This is a genomic window from Lutibacter sp. (assembly GCF_016342705.1).
GTDB lineage: Bacteria > Bacteroidota > Bacteroidia > Flavobacteriales > Flavobacteriaceae > Lutibacter.
Window position 1 is genome coordinate 228,918 of the sequence record NZ_JAEINV010000002.1, and the last position, 20,658, is coordinate 249,575.

Consider the following 20,658-nt stretch of genomic DNA (forward strand, 5'->3'; position numbering starts at 1 on the left):
GTTTTTTAACAACAGTTAATATTATTTGAATTTTCAATATTTTTATCAGCACAACAAGCAATACTTGCAAAATCATCTACCAAAAAGGCCATTATTTCTTCTTTTGAAGGAACTTTACCTTTAATAACCACTTTTTCATCAATTACAACGGCAGGAGTACTCATAATATCATACTTCATTATTTCTTGAATATCGGTTACTTTAATTATTTGCGCATCAATATTTAATTCATGAACCACTTCTTTTACTCTTTTTTCTGCACTTGTGCAATTTGCACAACCTGAACCTAAAATTTTAATAATCTTACTCATATTTTGTTTCTATAATTTAACAACAATTAGAATTTGGTGCACAACAAGAGTTCTCCTGGTCCTTTTTTAATTCTGCTAATTTTACTCGTGGTTTTGTTTCAGAAATCCCACAATTATCTTTGGCTAAACAATCGGTATGTTTGGCAGTCAATAAAAAGTTTGTTCCATCAAAATCCAATCCATATTTTCCAATTGTTGCACCTTGATATTCGATTTCAATCTCTAAGTTTCCCAAATCTAAATACTTATCAGATAACTCAATTATATGAATTAATTTTTCTGGATGCAACCGATGATCATAATCATTAGCTTCCCACAATTGAAAATTTGCTTTCACTTCATTTCTCAATGTTCCACCACAATCAATAAAATGCTTAGTTACTTTCCCCACCTCCGTCACATGAAAGTGATTCGGCACTAATTCTCCGTTTGGCAATTGAAAAGCAATAGTTTTTAAATTGCTTAAATGATTTTTAATCTCTTGAATATTCATAAACACTTATCTTTAAAATTTAACAACACTGCTTATTTAAGTCAGCATCTTGATTTAAAAAATTTATAAAAATTTGTTTTTTATTATTCCAAACCTCATCATTAATACAATAACAAACAGTTGTTCCTTCAATAGTTCCTTTTATGATACCCAAATTTTTCAATTCTTTTAAATGTTGCGATATAGTAGGTTGTGCTAATCCAATTTCCTCCACTAAATCACCACAAATACAAGCATTTAACTTAAATAATTGTTGAAGGATTGCAACTCTTGCTGGATGTGCAAAAGCCTTAGCAATTATAGAAATATCATTTTGCTCTGTTGAAAATATGTCAGTTTTTGTAGTTCCCATCTAGCTTATTAATTTATTGCAATATTACGATTAATGTTCATTTAAAAAAACCTAAATTCATAAAATTTAGGTTTTTTTATTATTCTAGAAAAACTTGGAAAGTAATTTAACAACATCATTACCGTTTGCTAAAAGCAACAATCCAATTAATAATACAAACCCAGTTATTTGAGCGTATTCTAAAAATTTATCATTAGGTTTTCTTCCTGAAATCATTTCAAATAAAGTAAACACAACGTGTCCTCCATCTAAAGCTGGAATAGGTAAAAGGTTCATAAAACCAAGCATTATTGATAAAAATGCAGTAATTGACCAAAAAGCTTCCCAACTCCAAGTTGCAGGAAAAATATTTCCGATAGCTATAAAACCACCAATACTTGTAGCGCCTTTTTTAGTGAACACATATTTAAATTGTGTGATATAATCTTTTAAAGTCCAAACAGCTAAAGAATTTCCTACCGAAATACTTTCAAAAAATGAATAATCTTTATGCTGAATGGTAACACCTCTTAATTTAGAATTTGAAACTCCTATTGTATTATCTTCTCTCGGTGAAATTGTGATGTTTTTCGCCAATCCGTCTCTTTCAAAAGCAACATTTATATCTTCTTTTGAATTTAAAACTAGGTCTGTAAATTCTTGCCAATATGTAACAGGAGCTCCATTTACTGAAACAATTTTATCATTTTTTAGTAATCCCGCTTTAGCGGCAGGTGAATCTACAATTACAGTATCTACAACGGCTTCAGTTCTTACAGAAAAAGGCTCCATAACTCCATTTGCCCACATAATACTTCCAATATCTTCAGGAATACTAATTGTTTCAGTAGTTCCATCCTCATGCAATACCTCTAACGAAGTAATTCCTCTTAAAAATAAATGCTTATTAATATCCGTTACATCTAAAGGCTCTTTATCATTAAATTTAGTGATTTTATCACCATCTTTAAATCCGTATTCTTTAAATAGTTCATTAACCGCAAAACCATTTTTAACATCTAATGGTTTTACAAATTCAACACCCCAAGTAAAAGTTATTATTATATAAATAACAATACCTAAAATAAAATTTACAATAACACCACCTAACATTATAATTAAACGTTGCCAAGCTGGCTTAGATCTAAATTCCCAAGGTTGAGCAGGTAGTTTTAATTGTTCGGTATCCATACTTTCATCAATCATTCCTGATATTTTCACGTAACCACCTAAAGGAATCCAACCAATTCCGTATTCTGTTTCTCCTATTTTTTTCTTCAATAAAGAAAATTTATAATCAAAGAATAAATAGAATTTTTCAACTCTTGTTTTAAATAATTTTGCAGGTATAAAGTGTCCTAATTCGTGTAATACAATTAAAAACGATAAACTTAAAATAAACTGCGTTGCCTTTATTAATATTTCCATAAATGTGTTTCAAATAACTAAAATCGCACAAATGTACGGTTTTAAATACAGTTTTTAAAAGCCATGAATTAAGTTAATGAAGGTTTTAACAAAGTTTTAAAACTAAATTGTAACTATAATTGCTAATTATACTAAATTTGTTATTTAATTTTCAAATAAAATGGATATAAATTTCTTCAAAAAATCTATTCCAACACTTGCTATAATGGCAGTTTTTTCTGTTGGAATGATTTACGCAATATACACGTTACTTACTCCTGAAAAAAAATTACCTGTTTTTAATCCTTCCGATGTAAACCCGAAATTAGTTGATGAAAGCGTGGTTCATATTAGACGAAATCATAAAGTGGCAGATTTCAGTTTAATCAATCAAAATGGTGATACTATTACTCAGGACGATTATAAAGATAAAATATATGTGGCGGATTTTTTCTTTACCAGATGCTTAACTATCTGCCCAGTAATGACTAATAATATTGGAAAATTGCAAGAAGTTTTTAAAAATGATGATGATGTTAAGTTTTTATCTCATTCTGTAACGCCAGATATTGATAGTGTTTCAGTATTAAAAGAATATGCTATTAAAAAAGGAGTAATTGATTCAAAATGGAATATTACTACAGGTAGCAAAAAGCATATTTACGAATTAGCCCGAAAAAGTTATTTTGCAGTTTTAGAGGAAGGCGATGGCGGATTACAAGATTTTATCCACACAGAAAATTTTATATTGGTTGATAAGAAAAAACAGATTAGAGGATTTTATGACGGAACCAATAATGAAGATATAGAAAGGCTTATTGCGGATATAAAACTACTGCAAACTGAATAAAATTATTAATGATATTTATCATAGTTTAGAATCATTCTAATTTACTATATTTGCTCATTATTTATAATTATTCTTAATAATGGGCGATACAATTGCAAGCTTACGTATAGGAGAAAGTGGAATTATTGAAGATTTTTCTTTAGATGTTATCCCATTATGTTTGTTAGAAATGGGTTGCCTACCTGGAAAAGAAGTAAGTTTAATTCAAATTGCACCACTTAAAGATCCACTTTATATTAAGGTTAATGGAAGCCATTTAGCAATTAGAAAAGAAATGGCTGATTTAATTAATATTACAAAGTTGTAATGCATGAAAAATAATGCCGTTTTAAATGTTGCATTAGTGGGAAACCCTAATACTGGAAAAACTTCACTATTCAATCAGCTTACCGGTTTAAAACAAAAAGTGGGGAATTACCCAGGTATTACTGTAGATAAGAAACATGGAAAATGTAAAATTTCTGATGAATTAACTGCAGAAATTGTTGATTTACCCGGAACTTACAGTATTAATCCACAAACATTAGATGAAACCATTGTTCTTGAAACACTTTTAAATACAAATAACGAATCGTATCCCGATGCCGTAATTGTTGTAGCAGAAGTAGAAAATTTAAAACGTAACTTATTACTATTCTCTCAAATTAAGGATTTACAAATTCCAACCATTTTAGCCATAAATATGTCTGATCAAATGGAAAGAAAAGGAATTGATATTGATATTGCAGCACTTAAAACAGCATTAAAAACAGAAATTGTTTTAATAAGTTCTCGAAAAAATAAAGGAATAGATATTTTAAAAAATGAACTGGCAAATTATAAAAATTGGAACACTGAAACATTAGCAAATATTTCTACCAAAATTGATGCTAAATATTTTAAAGAACTTGAAACTACTTTTTTAGAAAATTCATTGTATAAATCTTGGTTATTAATTACACAGCAGGAATATTGTCTTTTTTTAACTGAAGAACAAAACAATAAAATAAATGCTTTTAAAACTGATATTGAAAAAATAAAAAAATATCAACACAAAGAAACTATTTTTAGATATCAAAGAATTAATGAAATTCTAAAAACCACCTATAAAATAGATAAGTCTAAAGCAACCGATTTACGTTCTAAATTAGATAGTGTGTTAACGCACAAAATTTGGGGGTATGTTATATTTGCAGTTGTTTTACTGTTAATATTTCAATCCATTTTTGAATGGGCAAGCTTCCCAATGGACTTAATTGATAGCGTTTTTGCTAATTTAAGTGAACTTGCAAAAACCAATTTACCAGAAGGTGTTTTTACCAATTTAATTGCCGAAGGAATTATCCCAGGTATTGGTGGTGTTTTAATTTTCATTCCACAAATTGCCATTTTATTCCTATTCATATCACTGTTAGAAGAAACAGGATATATGAGTAGAGTTGTTTTTTTAATGGACAAAATAATGCGAAAATTTGGAATGAGCGGAAAAAGTATTATTCCATTAATTTCAGGAACAGCTTGTGCAATCCCTGCAATTATGGCATCTAGAAATATAAGTAATTGGAAAGAACGCTTAATTACAATATTAGTAGTTCCATTTACAACATGTTCTGCAAGGCTTCCTGTTTATGCTATTTTAATTGCTTTAATTATTCCAAGTAAACGTGTATTTGGCATCTTTAATTTGCAAGGATTAACATTAATGGCTTTATATTTATTAGGATTTACCGCTGCTATATGTTCAGCTATTTTATTAAATAATATATTAAAAGTTAAAAGCAAAAGTTTTTTTATAATTGAAATGCCTAATTATAAAGTTCCTTCAATTAAAAATGTTTTTTACGAAGTTGTTGAAAAAACCAAAGCATTTATTTTAGGAGCTGGAAAAATTATTTTAGCATTATCCATTGTATTATGGTTTTTAGCTTCTAACGGAACTTCCGCATATAAAAATGCAGAAAAATATGTTCCAACTCTTGAAGAAAATTCAAATTTAGATACTGAAGCACTTCAAAAAAAGATAGCCTCTTATAAATTAGAAAACTCCTATATTGGTACAATGGGAAAATTTATTGAACCCGTAATTGAACCTTTGGGTTATGATTGGAAAATAGGAATTGCTTTAATAAGTTCATTTGCTGCCCGTGAAGTTTTTGTTGGAGCATTAGCAACAATTTATAGTGTTGAAAGTGAAGGCGAAGATGTTGGCACAATAAAAGAACGAATGGGCGCTGAAATAAATACAAAAACAGGTTTAAAACGCTTTAATTTTGCTACAGGAATGTCCTTACTTCTTTTTTATGCTTTTGCAATGCAATGTATAGGAACATTAGCAATTGTAAAAAGAGAAACAAAAAGTTGGAAATGGCCCATTTTACAATTAAGCGGTATGGGAGCTCTAGCATATATAGCTGCATTTATAGCATATAATATATTAAAATAATGCAAGAAATATTAGCATATATAGCATTAGGATTTGCCCTTGGATTTTTGATTAAAAAATACTTTTTTAGTTCCAAAAAAAACAGCAATTGTTCAGATGGTTGCGATTGCCATTAAATTATAGTAGAATTCGCCATACTTGAGCAACCACAAAACATACTACAAAACCCATAATTAGTGGTAAAACACTTGCTATTACTGTCCATTTTATACTTTTAGTTTCTTTATAAATTGTATAAATTGTTGTGCTACATGGATTATGTAACAAGCTGAATACCATTAAATTAACCGCTGTTAAAAGCGTCCACCCTCCAGCTTTTAAAATTTCACCAGTTGCCGAAACAGAATCCAATTCAAACATAACACCATTTCCTTCTCCAACACCAGAAATAGAAACACTCATAACTGTAAGCATTAATATAGTCGGAATTACAATTTCATTCGCAGGAATTGCTACTATATAGGCAACTAAAATTACACCATTAAGACCTAATATAAAACCGAAACCATTTAAATTTTCTATCAACCAATGTGCAATAGTTGTATCTCCAAAAGTTACATTTGAAATTAACCATATAACTGCTCCTGCAGGTGCCGCAAAAACACAAGCTCTCCATAAAACAATAAGTGTTCTATCTATTAATGAAGTGTATATTGTTTTCCAAAAAATAGGTGGTCTATAAGGCGGCAGCTCCAATGTGAAGGAAGAAACCTCTCCTTTAAGTACCGTTTTTGATAAAAAATAAGAAACAACAAACGTAAAAAACACCCCTAAAAGCGCAATACTTATTACTGATAAAGTTGATAATGCTCCTGATAGACTTTGCGGCGCCAATGCTCCAATAAAAATGGATGCAATTAAAATTTGAGTTGGCCAACGTCCATTACATAAAGAAAAATTATTGGTGATTATTGCTATAAGTCGTTCTCTTGGACTATCAATAATTCTAGTTGCCACAACACCTGCAGCATTGCAGCCAAAACCCATACTCATTGTTAAAGCTTGTTTCCCATGCGCGCCCGCTTTTTTAAATAAATTATCTAAATTAAAAGCAGCTCTTGGTAAATAACCAAAATCTTCTAACAAAGTAAATAGCGGAAAAAATATTGCCATTGGCGGAAGCATTACAGCTATTACCCAAGCCAACGCTAAATACACACCGTCAAACAAAAAGCCAGCTAACCAAATTGGAAATCCAATAGAAAGTGAAGTTTCTTTTAACCAAGGCTGAATAGTGTCTAGTAATAATTCTGACAATAAACCAGAAGGATAATTTGCTCCGATAATAGTTAACCATAAAACCACAGACAAAATCAGAATCATAATTGGGAATCCCCAAATTTTACTTGTTACAATTTTATCCAAAGATCTATCAAAACGAAAACGTTTTGTTTGTCCTTTTTTAAATACAGAATTTTGAGCAATTTGAGCAGCATCAGAATAAATACCTTCCGTTAATTTATCATGAAAGCCATCTCCTATTTGCCATCTAAGATCATTACTAATATTTAGTATTTTATTGTTTTTCATTTCTATGTATTTCCTTTTTTTAGAAAATTGTATTATTCAGTTATAAATTCACCTGTTTTTACAGCTTCAATAATACGTTCATCACCATCTAATAATCGCAAGGCAATCCATCTACTATTTGGAATGTTTGGATATTCCTTTTCTATTTCTGTGCACAATTTTTCAATAGCATTGTTAATTTGCTTTGGTACATTTTTTATACGATGTGGTTTACAAATAATTTCGCCCGTTGCCACTTGATGAATTGTACTAATTAATTGTTGAATTCCTTCTTTTGAACGTGCACTTGTTGGAATTACTGGAATTCCTAAATCCCGAGCCAACGTTCTGTCATCAATTTCAATTTCCATTCGTTTTGCTTCGTCCATCAAGTTTAAACACAAAACCGCCTTATCTGTTATTTCTAAAATCTGTAACACCAAATTTAGGTTTCGTTCCAATCTGCTCGCATCAACAACAATAACAGTAACATCTGGTTTCCCAAAAAGTATAAAATTCCGTGCAACCTCCTCATCTTGAGATGTTGATAGTAATGAGTAAGTTCCGGGTAAATCAACCAATTTATATTTTTTATCTCCAAAACTATAGCCACCTTCTGCTCTTGTTACAGTTTTTCCAGGCCAATTTCCTGTATGTTGCCTTAATCCTGTTAAAGCATTAAAAACCGTACTTTTTCCGGTGTTTGGATTTCCTGCTAAGGCAACAACAAAGTCCGAATTATCAATATTAATTCCGAGTTTTTTTAGCCCAGAAGCATTACTATGTTCACAACTTTCACAAGCGCTTTTAGTTACTGTTTGCATCATTTTTAATTTTTTCTATTAAAATATATTTGGCTTGTTCATTTCTTATGGCAATTGCGGTATCTCTTACTAAATATGATCTTGGATTGTTCATTGGGCTGATTAAATCCAATTCAATTTTAGTGTTTAGAACAAACCCTAAATCTAACAATCTTCTTCGTATTTCACCTCTGCATTCGTTTGATATTCCAATAATTTTAGCTTGTTCATTTTCTTTTAAATTGGAAAGTCTAAAGGTGTTTTCTTCTGAAATTTCTTCTTTTAATAATTGTAAAATAGTAATATTATTTGCAACAATTGGTGCTAATATATACTCTTCTCCTTCCGAATGAAATACAATTCGTTTTTCATTATTTTCAACAATATGAACGTGCGAACCAATATGTAAATCTTCAGCTAAAATTTGTTTGTAAATAATATCTGGTTCGTCTTCAATATGAACAATTCTACCAATGGTCCCTTCTTTAAAAACGGGTAATGGTTCTCCTTGAATAGATTCAATTTCCCCAAATTCAGTAGGAATTGGGTCTCCGTGTGGGTCAAATCTTGGATTTCCTAAATCATTTGCTAGCTCTTTAGTTTGCTGAGAATCTAATTTATGTTCCATTTTTTCAGCAATATCATGCCAATCTTTTTTATCGAAGCCTGTTTTTTCTGAAAGGTATTTTTCCCATAACCTATGCACTCTTATAATTTTTAGCGCATAATCCATTCCATTCTCCGTCAGCTTAATATTTCCATTATTAAAATTAATTAATTCATTTGCCTTCATTTGCGCAATGATTTCAATAATTATTTTTGGCCGAATATTGGTTGAAGAAATAATATCGTTTGTACTTAATGAATTTCCACCATCTTCTGCGTGATATAATTTCTTTAAAATATCTTCAATTAATGTTTTTGAATCGTTTTTAAAACTGTTTTTTAATCGCCAATAAATACCTCCATTCGGATAAAAAACAACTATTAAACCGGTAATTATCAGTAAAAAATACAGTAAATATGTTAAAGGACTTTCCATAGCTTTATTTTAAATTCACAAAAACGTTTGCACTCACTTTGTTTGATAATGTTAATAAAATGCCATTACTTAATTTTACAGTCATAGAATCATCAAAATCAAATTTATCTACAATAGTAATTTCAGAATTAATAGTTATGGCATGCTTATCTAAAAACTGTAAAAGTGATTTTGAATTGTCTTTTACACAAGATACTTCATATACAATATCTGCATGGGCATCACTCAATAAAATTGAATTATCCAAAGGCATTTTTCCGTTTTTTGTTGGAATTGGATCTCCATGTGGATCTTTTGTTGGATAATTTAAAAAAGCATCTAATCTATCTATTAGTTGATCGGATTTAATATGTTCTAATTGTTCGGCAACTTCATGAACTTCATCCCAATTAAAATTTAATTTATCCACCAAAAAAACTTCCCATAACCTATGTTTTCTAACAACGTTTAAAGCAATAATTTCACCTTGTTTGGTAAGGGTAACGCCTTTATATTTTTCATAATTAACCAATTTTTTATCAGCTAACTTTTTCAACATATCAGTTACAGATGAAGCTTTTGTTTGTAGTTCATTTGCAATTAAAGTAGTGCTTACATTTTTTGAGTTTGTAAGCTCTAAATTATGAATAACCTTTAAATAATTTTCTTCTGAATGGGAAAACATAAAAACAATATTTAGGCAAATATAAATATATTTTTAGACTTGTCTAAATTTAAAATTATTAATTTGATTTGAATTTCTTAAAGTTGTATTTTTGAATAAATTTATACGCAATGAATATAGTAATTTATGGAACTGGTGGCGTTGGCGGCTATTTTGGCGCAAGACTTGCAGAAGCAGGAAATAATGTAACATTTATAGCGCGCGGAAAACATTTAGAAACCATACAACAACGTGGTTTGCAACTAAAAAGTGCGAAAGGAGATTGTTTAATTTATCCTGCAAATGCTACGGACACAATTTCTGAAATTAAGAATATAGATTTAATATTAATCTGTGTAAAAACGTGGCAATTAAAAGAAGTTGCTGAAATAATTAAACCCGTTTTAAATGATAAAACTATAGTTATTTCATTGTTAAATGGCGTTGAAAATCAGGATATATTATGTTCAAAAATTAATTCAAAACATATTATTGGAGGTTTATGCAAAGTAATTAGTAAAGTTGAAGATTACGGGATTATAAATCATATTTCATATGAGCCAACAATAATTTTTGGAGAACTAACTCATGAAAAATCTAAAAGAGCCATTGAAATTGAACAAGTTTTTAAAAATGCTGGTATTTATACAATTCTAACCGATACTATTCAAAAAGAAATTTGGACAAAATATTTATATATTTCTACTGTGAGTGCTATTGGTGCATTAACGCGAACATATGTTGATGAAATGGCAGCTTCACCAGAAATAAAAAAAATAATGTATAAAACTGCTGAAGAAATTTTGGCAATAGCAAACGCAAAAGGAATTGCCATTTCTAAAGAAACTATTGAAAATCAATTTAAAATAATTGATAATCAACCTCCAAAAACAACTTCATCTTTACAACGAGATATTATGGATGGAAAACCTTCCGAATTAGAGTCACAAAATGGAACAATTGTAAAGTTTGGAAAAGAATTAGGGATTCCAACACCAATTAATGATTTTATATATTTTTGCTTATTACCTCAAGAAAAAAAGGTGAGATTATTACACTAATTTTGGTTTTTTACTAATCATATAAACACCAAAAACAACTAATATACAACTGGCAATTTTAATTAGATTAATATCTTGAGCATATTCATTGTTACCAAAAACAGTTGCATATAAACTTACTAAAATAAAACTTAACACAGGTTGCAGGTAAATATAACTCCCATTTACAGAAGGCGGAACATGACTAAGTGCATAAATATTAAATAAATACGTAAAAAAAGTAGTTCCAATAATAACAAAAGTAATTGCCAAATAGGTATTTGTTGTAAATCCGCTAAGGTCGGTATTCATCAAATCGCTAATTCCAAAGGGAAAAACAAAAATAAGTCCAAATAAAAACACCCAACTAATTACAGTAATTGCTTTGTATTTTTTCATTAATGGTTTTACCAATACTAAATATAAACCGTAAGAACAAGCATTTAAAAACACAAATAAATTGCCTAAAAAAGAACTTGTTCCTCCGGCACTTTTACCATAAACGATTAATACTATTGCACCAATGCCACCAATTAAAATCCCTATATATTTATTTGTAGTTATTTTTTCTTTTAAAATAAATGCACTTAAAATTAAAACTATTACCGGCGTAGCAGTCATAATTATGGAAGCATCAATAGGTGAAGTTAAACTTAAACCATGAAAAAAAAGTAACATATTTGTTGAAATCCCAAACAATCCACAAAAAGCCAGCAGTATAAAATCTTTTTTTTCAACCTTTTCTTTTACAAATTGTTTAATCACCCAAAATAACATTCCTGCCGCTACAACCCTTAATAATACTAACGCTGAAGCTCCAATTTTATCCGGCATCAATCCTTTTGCAATTAAAAAATTTGCGCCATATATAATGTTCGCTCCTAAAAGTGCTAAATGTGCTTTCTGTGTGCTTTTAATCAATTTGTATCGTTTTTTTTACGCTTGAAAAGTACAATATTTACAGAATTAAACTAATAATATGTGATGTAATAATTCAATTTAAAAAACAATGCGATGAATTAAAAATAAACACTTTACTGTTTTCCATATAAAACGTAACTTTGCGCTTTTCAAAAAGGAATAGCAAAAAATGGAATACAATTTTAGAGAGATAGAAGCTAACTGGCAAAAATATTGGGCAGACAACCAAACATTTAAGGCAACAAATAATTCAAAAAAACCAAAGTTTTATGTGTTGGATATGTTTCCATATCCATCAGGAGCAGGTTTACATGTTGGGCATCCGCTAGGTTATATTGCGTCAGATATTTACGCACGTTACAAACGCCATAAAGGATTTAACGTATTGCATCCACAAGGTTACGACTCTTTTGGATTACCTGCAGAGCAATATGCTATTCAAACAGGTCAACATCCTGCAATTACTACGGAAGCTAATATTGCAACCTATAGAACGCAATTAGATAAAATTGGATTTTCATTCGATTGGTCGCGTGAAGTAAGAACTTCTGATCCTAATTATTATAAATGGACGCAGTGGATTTTTATTCAATTATTTAATTCGTGGTACAATAAAACAAGTGATAAAGCAGAAGATATTTCTACCTTAATTTCAATTTTTGAATCAAAAGGAAATGCAAATGTAAAAGCTGCAAGTGATGATGCTATTGCCATTTTTACTGCGGCAGATTGGAAAAAATATTCAGAAGAAGAAAAACAAACAATTTTATTAAAATACCGATTAACATTTTTATCGGAAACTGAAGTGAATTGGTGTCCTGCTTTAGGAACCGTTTTAGCAAATGATGAAATTGTAAACGGCGTTTCAGAACGTGGCGGACATACTGTTGTTCGTAAAAAAATGATGCAATGGAGTATGAGAATTACTGCGTATGCACAACGTTTATTAGATGGAATGGCTAAAATAGATTGGCCACAACCATTAAAAGACTCTCAAACTTATTGGATTGGAAGATCTGAAGGCGCTATGGTTACTTTTAAAGTAATGCCAAATGCAATTTCTGAAAACAGAGCTATAAAATTATCCTTTAAAGAAATTGAAGAGCTTAAAGTAAAACGCTTAAATCCATCCGAAGCTACAGCTTTGTTATGGGGAAAATTGAGAAAGAAAAAAGGAACTTCTAAATTTAGAGCCAATTATACTGTTGGAAATTTTGAAGTAGATTTTGTATGTTTTTCTAAAAATACCATTGTTGAATTTGCTGGTAAAAAAGATGAAAATGCAAGAGGTCAATTTTTTGAAAAAGAAGGTTTTAATGTAGTTTATACTACTTTAGAAGAAGTACTAGAAAATGTAGACTCCGTAGTTTCTAAAATAGATACTGCAATACAATTTGCAACACCTAAAAAAGTTGAAAATAGCGAAAATGTTACCGTTGAAGACTTAGGCTACCAAATTGAAGTTTTCACAACAAGACCAGATACTATTTTTGGTGTAAGTTTTATGACCTTAGCTCCAGAACATGAATTGGTTTCTAAAATTACAACCCCTGCGCAAAAAGCAGCTGTTGAAGCATACATAAAAGCTACTGCAAAGCGTAGTGAATTAGAGCGAATGGCCGATGTAAAAACCATTTCTGGCGTATTTACTGGTGCGTATGCATTACATCCTTTTACAGGTGAAAAAGTGCAAATTTGGATTGGTGATTATGTGTTAGCAGGTTACGGAACCGGTGCTGTTATGGCGGTTCCTTGTGGTGATGAACGTGATTATGCTTTTGCAAATCATTTTGGAATTGAAATCATAAATATTTTTGAAGGTGTTGATATTTCAGAAGAAGCGTTTACAGATAAAGAAAATTCAGTAATTGCAAATTCTGATTTTTTAAATGGATTGCCTTACAAAAAAGCAATGAAAACCGTTATTGAAGAAATTGAAAAACGCGGATTTGGTTACGGAAAAATAAATTACAGATTGCGCGATGCTGTTTTTAGTCGTCAGCGTTATTGGGGAGAACCTTTCCCTGTATATTACAAAAATGGCTTGCCGCAAATGATTGACAAAGCACATTTGCCAATTGTATTGCCAGAAGTTGAAAAATATTTACCTACCGAAGATGGAAAACCACCATTAGGAAATGCAAATACGTGGGCTTGGGACTCTTCAAAAAATGAAGTTGTTTCAACTAATTTAATAGATAATGTTTCAATTTTCCAGTTGGAATTAAATACAATGCCAGGTTGGGCAGGTAGTTCACAATATTTTAATAGGTATATGGATCCTGAAAATACTGAGGAAATGTTTTCAAAAGAAGCAATTAATTATTGGCAGGACGTAGATTTATACATTGGCGGTAGTGAACACGCAACTGGACATTTATTATACTCTCGTTTTTGGCAGAAATTTATGTTTGATAGAGGTTTTGTTCCAACCGATGAATATGCTAAAAAGCTAATAAACCAAGGAATGATTACAGGAACTTCGGCTTTTGTTTATAGAGTTGAAGGTGAAAATAAATTCGTTTCAAAAGGATTAATGAATGATTTTAAAGTACAACCTATTCACTCAGATGTTGCCTTTGTAAATGGTTCAGATGAATTAGATGTTGAAGCATTTAAAAACTGGAGAGAGGAGTTTAAAGATGCGGAATTTGCATTAGAAGACGGAAAATATATTGTTGGTCGCGAGGTTGAGAAAATGTCGAAATCTAAATACAATGTTGTAAATCCTGATCAAATTTGTGAAGAATACGGAGCGGACAGCTTGCGTTTGTTCGAAATGTTTTTAGGACCGTTAGAGCAATCAAAACCATGGAAAACTTCTGGTATTTCTGGTGTTTACAGTTTTCTAAAAAAATTGTGGAAATTATATATTGTAAACGATGTTTTTGCTGTTTCAGAAGAAGAGCCAACAAATGAAGAATATAAAACACTTCATAAAACTATTAAAAAAGTTGAAGAAGATATTGCTAATTTTTCATTCAATACATCGGTTTCAACATTTATGATTGCGGTAAACGAATTAACGGCATTAAAATGTAACAAGCGTAAAATTTTAGAACCGTTGGCAATTATTATGGAACCATACGCACCTCATATTGCTGAGGAATTATGGAAAAATTTAGGACATACAACATCCATTTCAATAGTTGATTTTCCAGAATTTAAACCAGAATATTTGGTGGAAAGCAGTAAAGTTTATCCTGTTTCGTTCAACGGAAAAATGCGTTTTACTATTGAATTGGGATTGGATTTAACTGTAAAAGAAATTGAAAATATAGTAATGGCGCACGAAAGAACTCAAGAACAATTACAAGGAAGAACACCTAAAAAAGTAATTATAGTTCCGGGTAAAATTATAAATATAGTTGGGTAAATTTTAATTGAAAGAAATCATCTAAAAAATACTAAAATACGTCATTCTGAATTTATTTCAGAATCTCATAAAGCTGTTAAAAAATAGCCTAAGAACCTGAATCAAGTTCAGGTTGACGAAAAGTCTACTTTTAGACGATTTCTTTTATTTCTTCATAAAAAATGATAGACAAATTTGAAATTATTGGCTTAATTGCTGCTTTATTAACAACTTCAGCCTTTGTTCCACAGGTATATAAAGCTGTAAAAAGTAAATCTACAGAAAGTTTGTCCTTACCAATGTACCTCATATTTTTTGTTGGCATTATGTTATGGCTAGTGTACGGTTTTCATTTAAATAGTTTAGCCATGATACTTTCAAATATTATTACAGGAATTTTAGCTTTGGTACTTATAATTTTAAAACTAAAATACAAATAACTTAGTTGGTACGTTTGTTGTTAAATAGACTGTAATTTATTACTTATATTTACTTCAAATTAGAATATGAAAATCAAACATTTTTCTTTACGAATTCGTATTTTTTTGGCAATGATATTGTTAATATTATTGGCTTCAATATTAATTGCAGCTGTAACTATTTATCAGTACAAAGAACAAACTAATGAATACAACCAAGGCCGTTTAGAACGTAAAGAAGAATCTGTAAAAGCATCTATTAATTATTGGTTAAATAGTGGAAATGGAAATACTTTTCCACTAGAAACAAAAAATTTACCATTTATTTTTAAAGATAAAATTTATGAAATTTCTGATATTGAAAAATTAGAAATTAATATTTATGATTTAGACGGAAATATGGTAAAAAGCTCACATTCTGGGTTTGTAAAAAGTGATGCGCCAACTAAACTTCCTCAAGAAATATTATATGTTGTTAGCAATAGTTACGACCATAGATATGTAAATGACAAAATTATAAACGATAGCAATTTACAATCATCGTACACTTTTATAACCGATAATAAATTTAAACCAATAGGTATTTTAAATTTACAATACTTTCAAGACAATACCGATCAGGAAAGAGATTTGGAAGAATTTTTGGTGAGAATGGCGTATGTATATTGTTTTATGTTTTTATTGGCTATTGGTTTGGCCTATTTTATTTCGAGCTATATTACCAGAAATATAAAGGCTGTAACGGATAAAATGAAGCAAACCAGCCTTAATAAAACCAATGAAAAAATTATATTAAAAGATGCTAGTGCTGAAATTTCTACTTTGGTAAATGCCTATAATAATATGGTAAATGAATTGGAGAAAAGTGCATTAAAATTAGCGAAAGGTGAACGTGAACAAGCTTGGCGAGAAATGGCAAAACAAGTGGCTCATGAAATTAAAAATCCATTAACACCCATGCGTCTAACGGTTCAAAGTTTTCAACGAAAATTTGATCCAACAGATCCAAAAATAAATGAAAAATTAAACGAATATAGTAAAGCTTTAATTCAACAAATTGACACTATGAGCTCTATTGCTTCTGCATTTTCAAATTTTGCTAAAATGCCTTCGCAAAACAGAGAAGAAATTGATGTTGTTGAAGTTGTGAAACATGCATTAGATATATTTACGGAAGATTACATATCTTTTTTTCCAAAACAACCAGTAATAATTGCTAATTTAGATAAAAACCAATTGATTAGAATTGTAACTAACTTGGTGAAAAATGCAACTCAAGCTTTAGAAGAAGTTGAAAATGAAAAAATTGAAGTAACAGTTTCGGAAGAAGAAAATAATTTAAATATTATTATTGCAGACAATGGAAAAGGAATTACAGAAGAAGATAAAACAAAAGTTTTTGAACCACAATTTACCACAAAGTCTAGTGGAACAGGCTTAGGTTTAGCAATGGTAAAAAACATTGTTGAAGCCTATAACGGAACCATTTCATTTACATCGCAAGAAAATACAGGAACAGTATTTAAAATAATAATTCCAAAAAATAAATAAGTATGAATTTCGAAAATTTATTAGTAGACCAAAAAAACAATATTGGAATAATTACCATCAACAGACCTTCAAAATTAAATGCTTTAAACAAAAAAACCATTGAAGAGCTTCATGTTGCGTTTAAAAATTTAAATAACAACAAAGAAATTAAGATAATTATTATTACTGGAAGTGGTGAAAAAGCATTTGTTGCTGGAGCTGATATTTCTGAATTTGCAAATTTCAGTATTGAAGAAGGAACAGAGTTAGCTAGAAAAGGACAAGAAATACTGTTTAATTTTGTTCAAAATTTAGAAACTCCTGTGATTGCAGCCGTAAATGGTTTTGCGTTGGGCGGTGGTTTAGAACTTGCAATGGCTGCACATTTTAGAGTTGCCAGTAACAATGCAAAAATGGGATTGCCAGAAGTAAGTTTGGGTGTTATTCCAGGGTATGGAGGGACACAGCGTTTACCGCAATTGGTTGGAAAAGGAAAAGCGATGGAAATGATAATGACTGCTGGTATGATTGGAGCAGAAGAAGCGAAAGAATATGGTTTGGTAAATTATGTAGTTGATCAAACAGAGTTATTACCATTATGCGAAAAATTGGCTGAAAAAATAACACGAAATTCATCAGTAGCAATTTCGGCTGCCATAAAAGCTATAAATGCAAATTACACAAATGGAGTAAATGGATACAGCATTGAAATTGAGCAATTTGGAGTGAGTTTTGGTACGGATGATTTTACCGAAGGAACAACTGCCTTTTTAGAAAAACGCAAACCTAATTTTGAATAAAATTATTTTATATAAAGTTACATGAATGCACAACCTCTTCTTAATTATATTAACAAATACGTCAGTTTAACTGAAGAGGAAGCCTTATTTTTAATTTCAAAAATAACATTCAGAAAATATTTAAAAGGGCAATACATTGTTCAACAGGGAGATATTTGTAAAAAACAATGCTTTATAATTTCTGGTTGCACAAAAACATTTTATATGGATGCTAATGGGCAAGAGCATATTATTTTATTTGCAATTGAAGATTGGTGGACATCTGACATGGGAAGTTTTACAACTCAAACTAGCGCTGATTTTAATGTACAATGTATTGAAAACACAGAACTTATTGAAATTACGTATGATGATAGTGAAGAGTTACTTTTAAAAATTCCAAAATTAGAACGCTTTTTTAGAAAAATTGTTGAAAAAGCATATGCATCATCTCAAAAAAGAATTATAAGAAGTTTTAGTTTGAATGCTAAAGAACAATATCTATATTTTAAAGAGCAATACCCATCAATTGAACAACGTGTTCCCCAATATATGATTGCTTCTTACCTTGGTATCACAAAAGAATTCTTCAGCAAAATAAAGAGTCAATTGGCAATAGAAGACTAAAAAGTTAATCTATATTAACTATTTTTAATAATCTACCTTCTTTTTATTTCAATAAAACAATTGCATTTTTGCTTCAAATAATATTAATTTAATTTTATAAAAACATAAGCACATGAAAACATTTAAAAATTTATGGTTAATAGCAATTGTAGCTATTTTTACATTTTCATTTACAACAGTAAATGCACAACAAAAAGAAATTAAAATTGCTAATAGTAAAGTAATTTGGAAAGGATACAAAGTTACAGGCTCTCATGAAGGTACAATTAACTTAAAATCTGGTTTTTTAAACTTTGTTGATAACAAATTAACTGGAGGAGAATTTGTAATGGATATGACTACAATTATAACAACTGATTTAACTGGCGAATACAAAGGAAAACTAGAAGGTCATTTAAAATCGGATGATTTTTTTAGTGTTGAAAAAAATCCTACTGCAACTATGATTGTGACAAAAGTAGAAGTTTCTGGGAAAAATTCTTACAAAGTAACAGGTGATTTAACTATAAAAGGAATTAAAAACGCTGTCACTTTTGATCTTTCTGTATACGGAAATAAAGCCAATGCTTCGTTAAAAATTGATAGAACAAAATATGATGTTAGATACGGTTCAACTAGCTTTTTTGATAACTTAAAAGATAAAGCTATTTATGATGAATTTGATTTAGTAGCTGATTTAGAATTCTAAATTATAACAATTTAAAATGCTCAAGTTTTCTTGAGCATTTTTTTTTATAAAACTCTATTTATTTGCACAAATCTCTTGGCGTAATATGCCTCTTTTATAGAAGATACTACTACACCTAAACTAGTAGATGAATGAATAAATTTTATCTCATCATCCAACACTTCAGTAATCATTCCAACATGGCTAATTGTTCCTTTTCTGTTGGTGGCAAAAAATATTAGATCACCCTTTTTAGCTTCGGATTTATTAATTTTCGTCCCATATTTTGCCATTCCTCGAGATGATCTCGGTAAATTCATATTAATTTCCTTAAAAGTAGTATACATTAATCCTGAACAATCAAAACCTCTAGTACTTGTTCCTCCACTTCTATAAGGCGTTCCTATTTTTTTTGAAGCTTCATCAATTAAAATTTCAATTTTTACAGAAGTTGTTTCATCTAATTTTATTTTATTAATAACATCAGGCGATAAACTTAAGCTACTAGTACCTTTCTTAATTAATAATAAATAATCTTCTGGCAAATTATTAATAACCTCTGGATTTAACTCATCAATTTTTTCAACAGTAATACCATATTTTTTTGCAATACTATATTTTGTTTCGTTTTCTAGTACTTTGTGTACTAAATCTTTTGTTTCATCAACAAAAACTGTATAGCTAGAGTCTTTTTTAAATTTATTTCCAGCAATTGAGTCCATTTTATTTAATGCAACTACAGCTCCAACTTTTAATTTTCTAGGTTCCAATTTTGGATTTAGCGCTTGTAATTGTTGAATACTTAATTTATATTTTTTAGCAATTAACTTTAAAGTTTCGCCTTTTTTAATTTTATGGGTTTTAAGCTGAAATTGTTCCGAATTAGTAATTATTTCAGTTTGTTGATTTTGAAAAGCATCCGTTTTATTTTCAGTGTTTTCATGTACATCTGCTAATTTTAAAACAGTTCCAACTTTTATTTTATTTGCATCAACTTCTGGATTTAATTTTAACAAAGCATTTAAACTTAAATTATATTTTTGAGCAATTCCACCCAAGGTTTCACCAGATACAACTTTGTGCTCAGCTACAATAGTAGTCGTTTCTTCTTTTTTTTCTGAAGAAGCTATGTGTAAAACTGTCCCAATCTTTAACCTTCTAGAATCAACATTTGGATTTAATTCCATTAATTTAGAAAGTTTCAAATTGTATTTTTGAGCAATTAAATTTAATGTTTCTCCAGCTACTATTGTATGTGTTTTTGGAGTAACATCTTCTAAATTTTTAGTTGGAATTAAAAGCGTTGCATTCAATTGTAAATATTTACCCTGAGTTTCTGGGTTCAACTCATAAATCTCAGTTTCTTTTACATTGTATTTTTTTGAAATGGTATAAATACTTTCTCCTTTTGTAACTTTATGTTTTAAGGTTGCCTGAGAATAGGCACTACCTGTTAAAAGCAATATGAAAAGCGAAAAAAGTTTTAAAATATTCATTTTTTAATAATTT

At 29.8% G+C, this 20,658-nt stretch carries 18 protein-coding genes and 1 pseudogene; 10 read left to right on the forward strand and 9 right to left on the reverse strand.

Annotated elements, in window-relative coordinates; all coding sequences use genetic code 11:
- Nucleotides 1–5: 5 nt before the first annotated feature.
- The 4 genes from JEY78_RS02975 to rseP form a co-directional block, all read right to left on the reverse strand.
- A complete protein-coding gene (locus JEY78_RS02975; RefSeq protein WP_291846655.1) occupies nucleotides 6–311 on the reverse strand; it encodes a thioredoxin family protein in 306 nt (101 codons plus the stop codon).
- A gap of 16 nt (nucleotides 312–327) precedes the next feature.
- Nucleotides 328–804 carry a DUF6428 family protein gene (locus JEY78_RS02980; RefSeq protein ID WP_291846656.1) on the reverse strand — a complete coding sequence of 159 codons (477 nt, stop codon included), beginning with the start codon at nucleotides 802–804 and terminating at the stop codon, nucleotides 328–330.
- A 19-nt stretch (nucleotides 805–823) separates the two neighbouring features.
- Entirely contained in the window at nucleotides 824–1,156 is a 333-nt protein-coding gene (locus JEY78_RS02985) for a helix-turn-helix transcriptional regulator (RefSeq protein WP_291846657.1), read from the reverse strand.
- An 84-nt stretch (nucleotides 1,157–1,240) separates the two neighbouring features.
- The gene (gene rseP / locus JEY78_RS02990; RefSeq protein ID WP_291846658.1) at nucleotides 1,241–2,563 is read right to left on the reverse strand and encodes an RIP metalloprotease RseP; all 1,323 of its coding nucleotides are present in this window, start codon (nucleotides 2,561–2,563) and stop codon (nucleotides 1,241–1,243) included.
- 160 nt (nucleotides 2,564–2,723) lie between these two features.
- Here rseP and JEY78_RS02995 point away from each other — a divergent pair, with 160 nt between their 5' ends.
- The 3 genes from JEY78_RS02995 to feoB (JEY78_RS03005) all read left to right on the forward strand — a co-directional run bounded on the left by JEY78_RS02995 (nucleotide 2,724) and on the right by feoB (JEY78_RS03005) (nucleotide 5,814).
- Nucleotides 2,724–3,392 (forward strand): SCO family protein, encoded by a 669-nt coding sequence (locus JEY78_RS02995; protein ID WP_291846659.1) that lies wholly within the window; start codon nucleotides 2,724–2,726, stop codon nucleotides 3,390–3,392.
- Between the two features lie 79 nt (nucleotides 3,393–3,471).
- Complete coding sequence (locus tag JEY78_RS03000; RefSeq protein ID WP_291846660.1) at nucleotides 3,472–3,699, forward strand: FeoA family protein; 228 nt, start codon at nucleotides 3,472–3,474, stop codon at nucleotides 3,697–3,699.
- Nucleotides 3,700–3,702: 3 nt separating this feature from the next.
- Nucleotides 3,703–5,814, forward strand: coding sequence for a ferrous iron transport protein B (feoB, locus tag JEY78_RS03005; protein ID WP_291846661.1), 2,112 nt, complete (start codon nucleotides 3,703–3,705; stop codon nucleotides 5,812–5,814).
- A 117-nt stretch (nucleotides 5,815–5,931) separates the two neighbouring features.
- Here the strand turns inward: feoB (JEY78_RS03005) and feoB (JEY78_RS15765) are convergent.
- From feoB (JEY78_RS15765) to JEY78_RS03030, 3 genes and pseudogenes are all read right to left on the reverse strand, one after another.
- Nucleotides 5,932–8,147 (reverse strand): annotated as a pseudogene (gene feoB / locus JEY78_RS15765) (ferrous iron transport protein B).
- Nucleotides 8,131–9,168 carry a metal-dependent transcriptional regulator gene (locus tag JEY78_RS03025; protein WP_291846665.1) on the reverse strand — a complete coding sequence of 346 codons (1,038 nt, stop codon included), beginning with the start codon at nucleotides 9,166–9,168 and terminating at the stop codon, nucleotides 8,131–8,133. Before JEY78_RS03025 ends, feoB (JEY78_RS15765) begins: the two are co-directional and overlap by 17 nt.
- Nucleotides 9,169–9,172: 4 nt before the next feature.
- The gene (locus JEY78_RS03030) at nucleotides 9,173–9,832 is read right to left on the reverse strand and encodes a metal-dependent transcriptional regulator (RefSeq protein ID WP_291846666.1); all 660 of its coding nucleotides are present in this window, start codon (nucleotides 9,830–9,832) and stop codon (nucleotides 9,173–9,175) included.
- A gap of 110 nt (nucleotides 9,833–9,942) precedes the next feature.
- Between JEY78_RS03030 and JEY78_RS03035 the strand changes: the two genes are divergently transcribed.
- Complete coding sequence (locus JEY78_RS03035) at nucleotides 9,943–10,872, forward strand: ketopantoate reductase family protein (RefSeq protein ID WP_291846667.1); 930 nt, start codon at nucleotides 9,943–9,945, stop codon at nucleotides 10,870–10,872.
- On the opposite strand, the gene JEY78_RS03040 is transcribed toward JEY78_RS03035, so the two are convergent.
- Entirely contained in the window at nucleotides 10,864–11,772 is a 909-nt protein-coding gene (locus JEY78_RS03040; RefSeq protein ID WP_291846668.1) for a DMT family transporter, read from the reverse strand. The genes JEY78_RS03035 and JEY78_RS03040 overlap by 9 nt on opposite strands.
- A 169-nt stretch (nucleotides 11,773–11,941) precedes the next feature.
- On the opposite strand from JEY78_RS03040, the gene JEY78_RS03045 reads away from it, so the two are divergent.
- The 6 genes from JEY78_RS03045 (at nucleotide 11,942) to JEY78_RS03070 (ending at nucleotide 19,170) form a co-directional block, all read left to right on the forward strand.
- Complete coding sequence (locus tag JEY78_RS03045) at nucleotides 11,942–15,148, forward strand: class I tRNA ligase family protein (RefSeq protein ID WP_291846669.1); 3,207 nt, start codon at nucleotides 11,942–11,944, stop codon at nucleotides 15,146–15,148.
- A 161-nt stretch (nucleotides 15,149–15,309) separates the two neighbouring features.
- Nucleotides 15,310–15,567, forward strand: coding sequence for a SemiSWEET family sugar transporter (locus JEY78_RS03050; protein WP_291846670.1), 258 nt, complete (start codon nucleotides 15,310–15,312; stop codon nucleotides 15,565–15,567).
- A gap of 66 nt (nucleotides 15,568–15,633) precedes the next feature.
- Nucleotides 15,634–17,097 carry an ATP-binding protein gene (locus JEY78_RS03055; RefSeq protein WP_291846671.1) on the forward strand — a complete coding sequence of 488 codons (1,464 nt, stop codon included), beginning with the start codon at nucleotides 15,634–15,636 and terminating at the stop codon, nucleotides 17,095–17,097.
- 2 nt (nucleotides 17,098–17,099) lie between these two features.
- The gene (locus tag JEY78_RS03060) at nucleotides 17,100–17,876 is read left to right on the forward strand and encodes an enoyl-CoA hydratase-related protein (RefSeq protein WP_291846672.1); all 777 of its coding nucleotides are present in this window, start codon (nucleotides 17,100–17,102) and stop codon (nucleotides 17,874–17,876) included.
- 21 nt (nucleotides 17,877–17,897) lie between these two features.
- A complete protein-coding gene (locus JEY78_RS03065) occupies nucleotides 17,898–18,482 on the forward strand; it encodes a Crp/Fnr family transcriptional regulator (RefSeq protein WP_291846674.1) in 585 nt (194 codons plus the stop codon).
- 112 nt (nucleotides 18,483–18,594) lie between these two features.
- Nucleotides 18,595–19,170, forward strand: a complete 576-nt coding sequence (locus tag JEY78_RS03070) for a YceI family protein (RefSeq protein WP_291846675.1) — start codon at nucleotides 18,595–18,597, stop codon at nucleotides 19,168–19,170.
- A 44-nt stretch (nucleotides 19,171–19,214) separates the two neighbouring features.
- Here the strand turns inward: JEY78_RS03070 and JEY78_RS03075 are convergent, their stop codons facing one another.
- On the reverse strand, nucleotides 19,215–20,645 hold the full coding sequence (locus JEY78_RS03075; RefSeq protein ID WP_291846676.1) for a peptidoglycan endopeptidase: 1,431 nt from the start codon (nucleotides 20,643–20,645) through the stop codon (nucleotides 19,215–19,217).
- Nucleotides 20,646–20,658 lie beyond the last annotated feature (13 nt).

Coding starts and splice junctions, on each gene's coding strand:
- JEY78_RS02975 (WP_291846655.1), bottom strand. CDS start 311: ATGAGTAAGATTATTAAAATTTTAGGTTCAGGTTGTGCAAATTGCACA.
- JEY78_RS02980 (WP_291846656.1), bottom strand. CDS start 804: ATGAATATTCAAGAGATTAAAAATCATTTAAGCAATTTAAAAACTATT.
- JEY78_RS02985 (WP_291846657.1), bottom strand. CDS start 1,156: ATGGGAACTACAAAAACTGACATATTTTCAACAGAGCAAAATGATATT.
- rseP (WP_291846658.1), bottom strand. CDS start 2,563: ATGGAAATATTAATAAAGGCAACGCAGTTTATTTTAAGTTTATCGTTT.
- JEY78_RS02995 (WP_291846659.1), top strand. CDS start 2,724: ATGGATATAAATTTCTTCAAAAAATCTATTCCAACACTTGCTATAATG.
- JEY78_RS03000 (WP_291846660.1), top strand. CDS start 3,472: ATGGGCGATACAATTGCAAGCTTACGTATAGGAGAAAGTGGAATTATT.
- feoB (WP_291846661.1), top strand. CDS start 3,703: ATGAAAAATAATGCCGTTTTAAATGTTGCATTAGTGGGAAACCCTAAT.
- JEY78_RS03025 (WP_291846665.1), bottom strand. CDS start 9,168: ATGGAAAGTCCTTTAACATATTTACTGTATTTTTTACTGATAATTACC.
- JEY78_RS03030 (WP_291846666.1), bottom strand. CDS start 9,832: ATGTTTTCCCATTCAGAAGAAAATTATTTAAAGGTTATTCATAATTTA.
- JEY78_RS03035 (WP_291846667.1), top strand. CDS start 9,943: ATGAATATAGTAATTTATGGAACTGGTGGCGTTGGCGGCTATTTTGGC.
- JEY78_RS03045 (WP_291846669.1), top strand. CDS start 11,942: ATGGAATACAATTTTAGAGAGATAGAAGCTAACTGGCAAAAATATTGG.
- JEY78_RS03050 (WP_291846670.1), top strand. CDS start 15,310: ATGATAGACAAATTTGAAATTATTGGCTTAATTGCTGCTTTATTAACA.
- JEY78_RS03055 (WP_291846671.1), top strand. CDS start 15,634: ATGAAAATCAAACATTTTTCTTTACGAATTCGTATTTTTTTGGCAATG.
- JEY78_RS03060 (WP_291846672.1), top strand. CDS start 17,100: ATGAATTTCGAAAATTTATTAGTAGACCAAAAAAACAATATTGGAATA.
- JEY78_RS03065 (WP_291846674.1), top strand. CDS start 17,898: ATGAATGCACAACCTCTTCTTAATTATATTAACAAATACGTCAGTTTA.
- JEY78_RS03070 (WP_291846675.1), top strand. CDS start 18,595: ATGAAAACATTTAAAAATTTATGGTTAATAGCAATTGTAGCTATTTTT.
- JEY78_RS03075 (WP_291846676.1), bottom strand. CDS start 20,645: ATGAATATTTTAAAACTTTTTTCGCTTTTCATATTGCTTTTAACAGGT.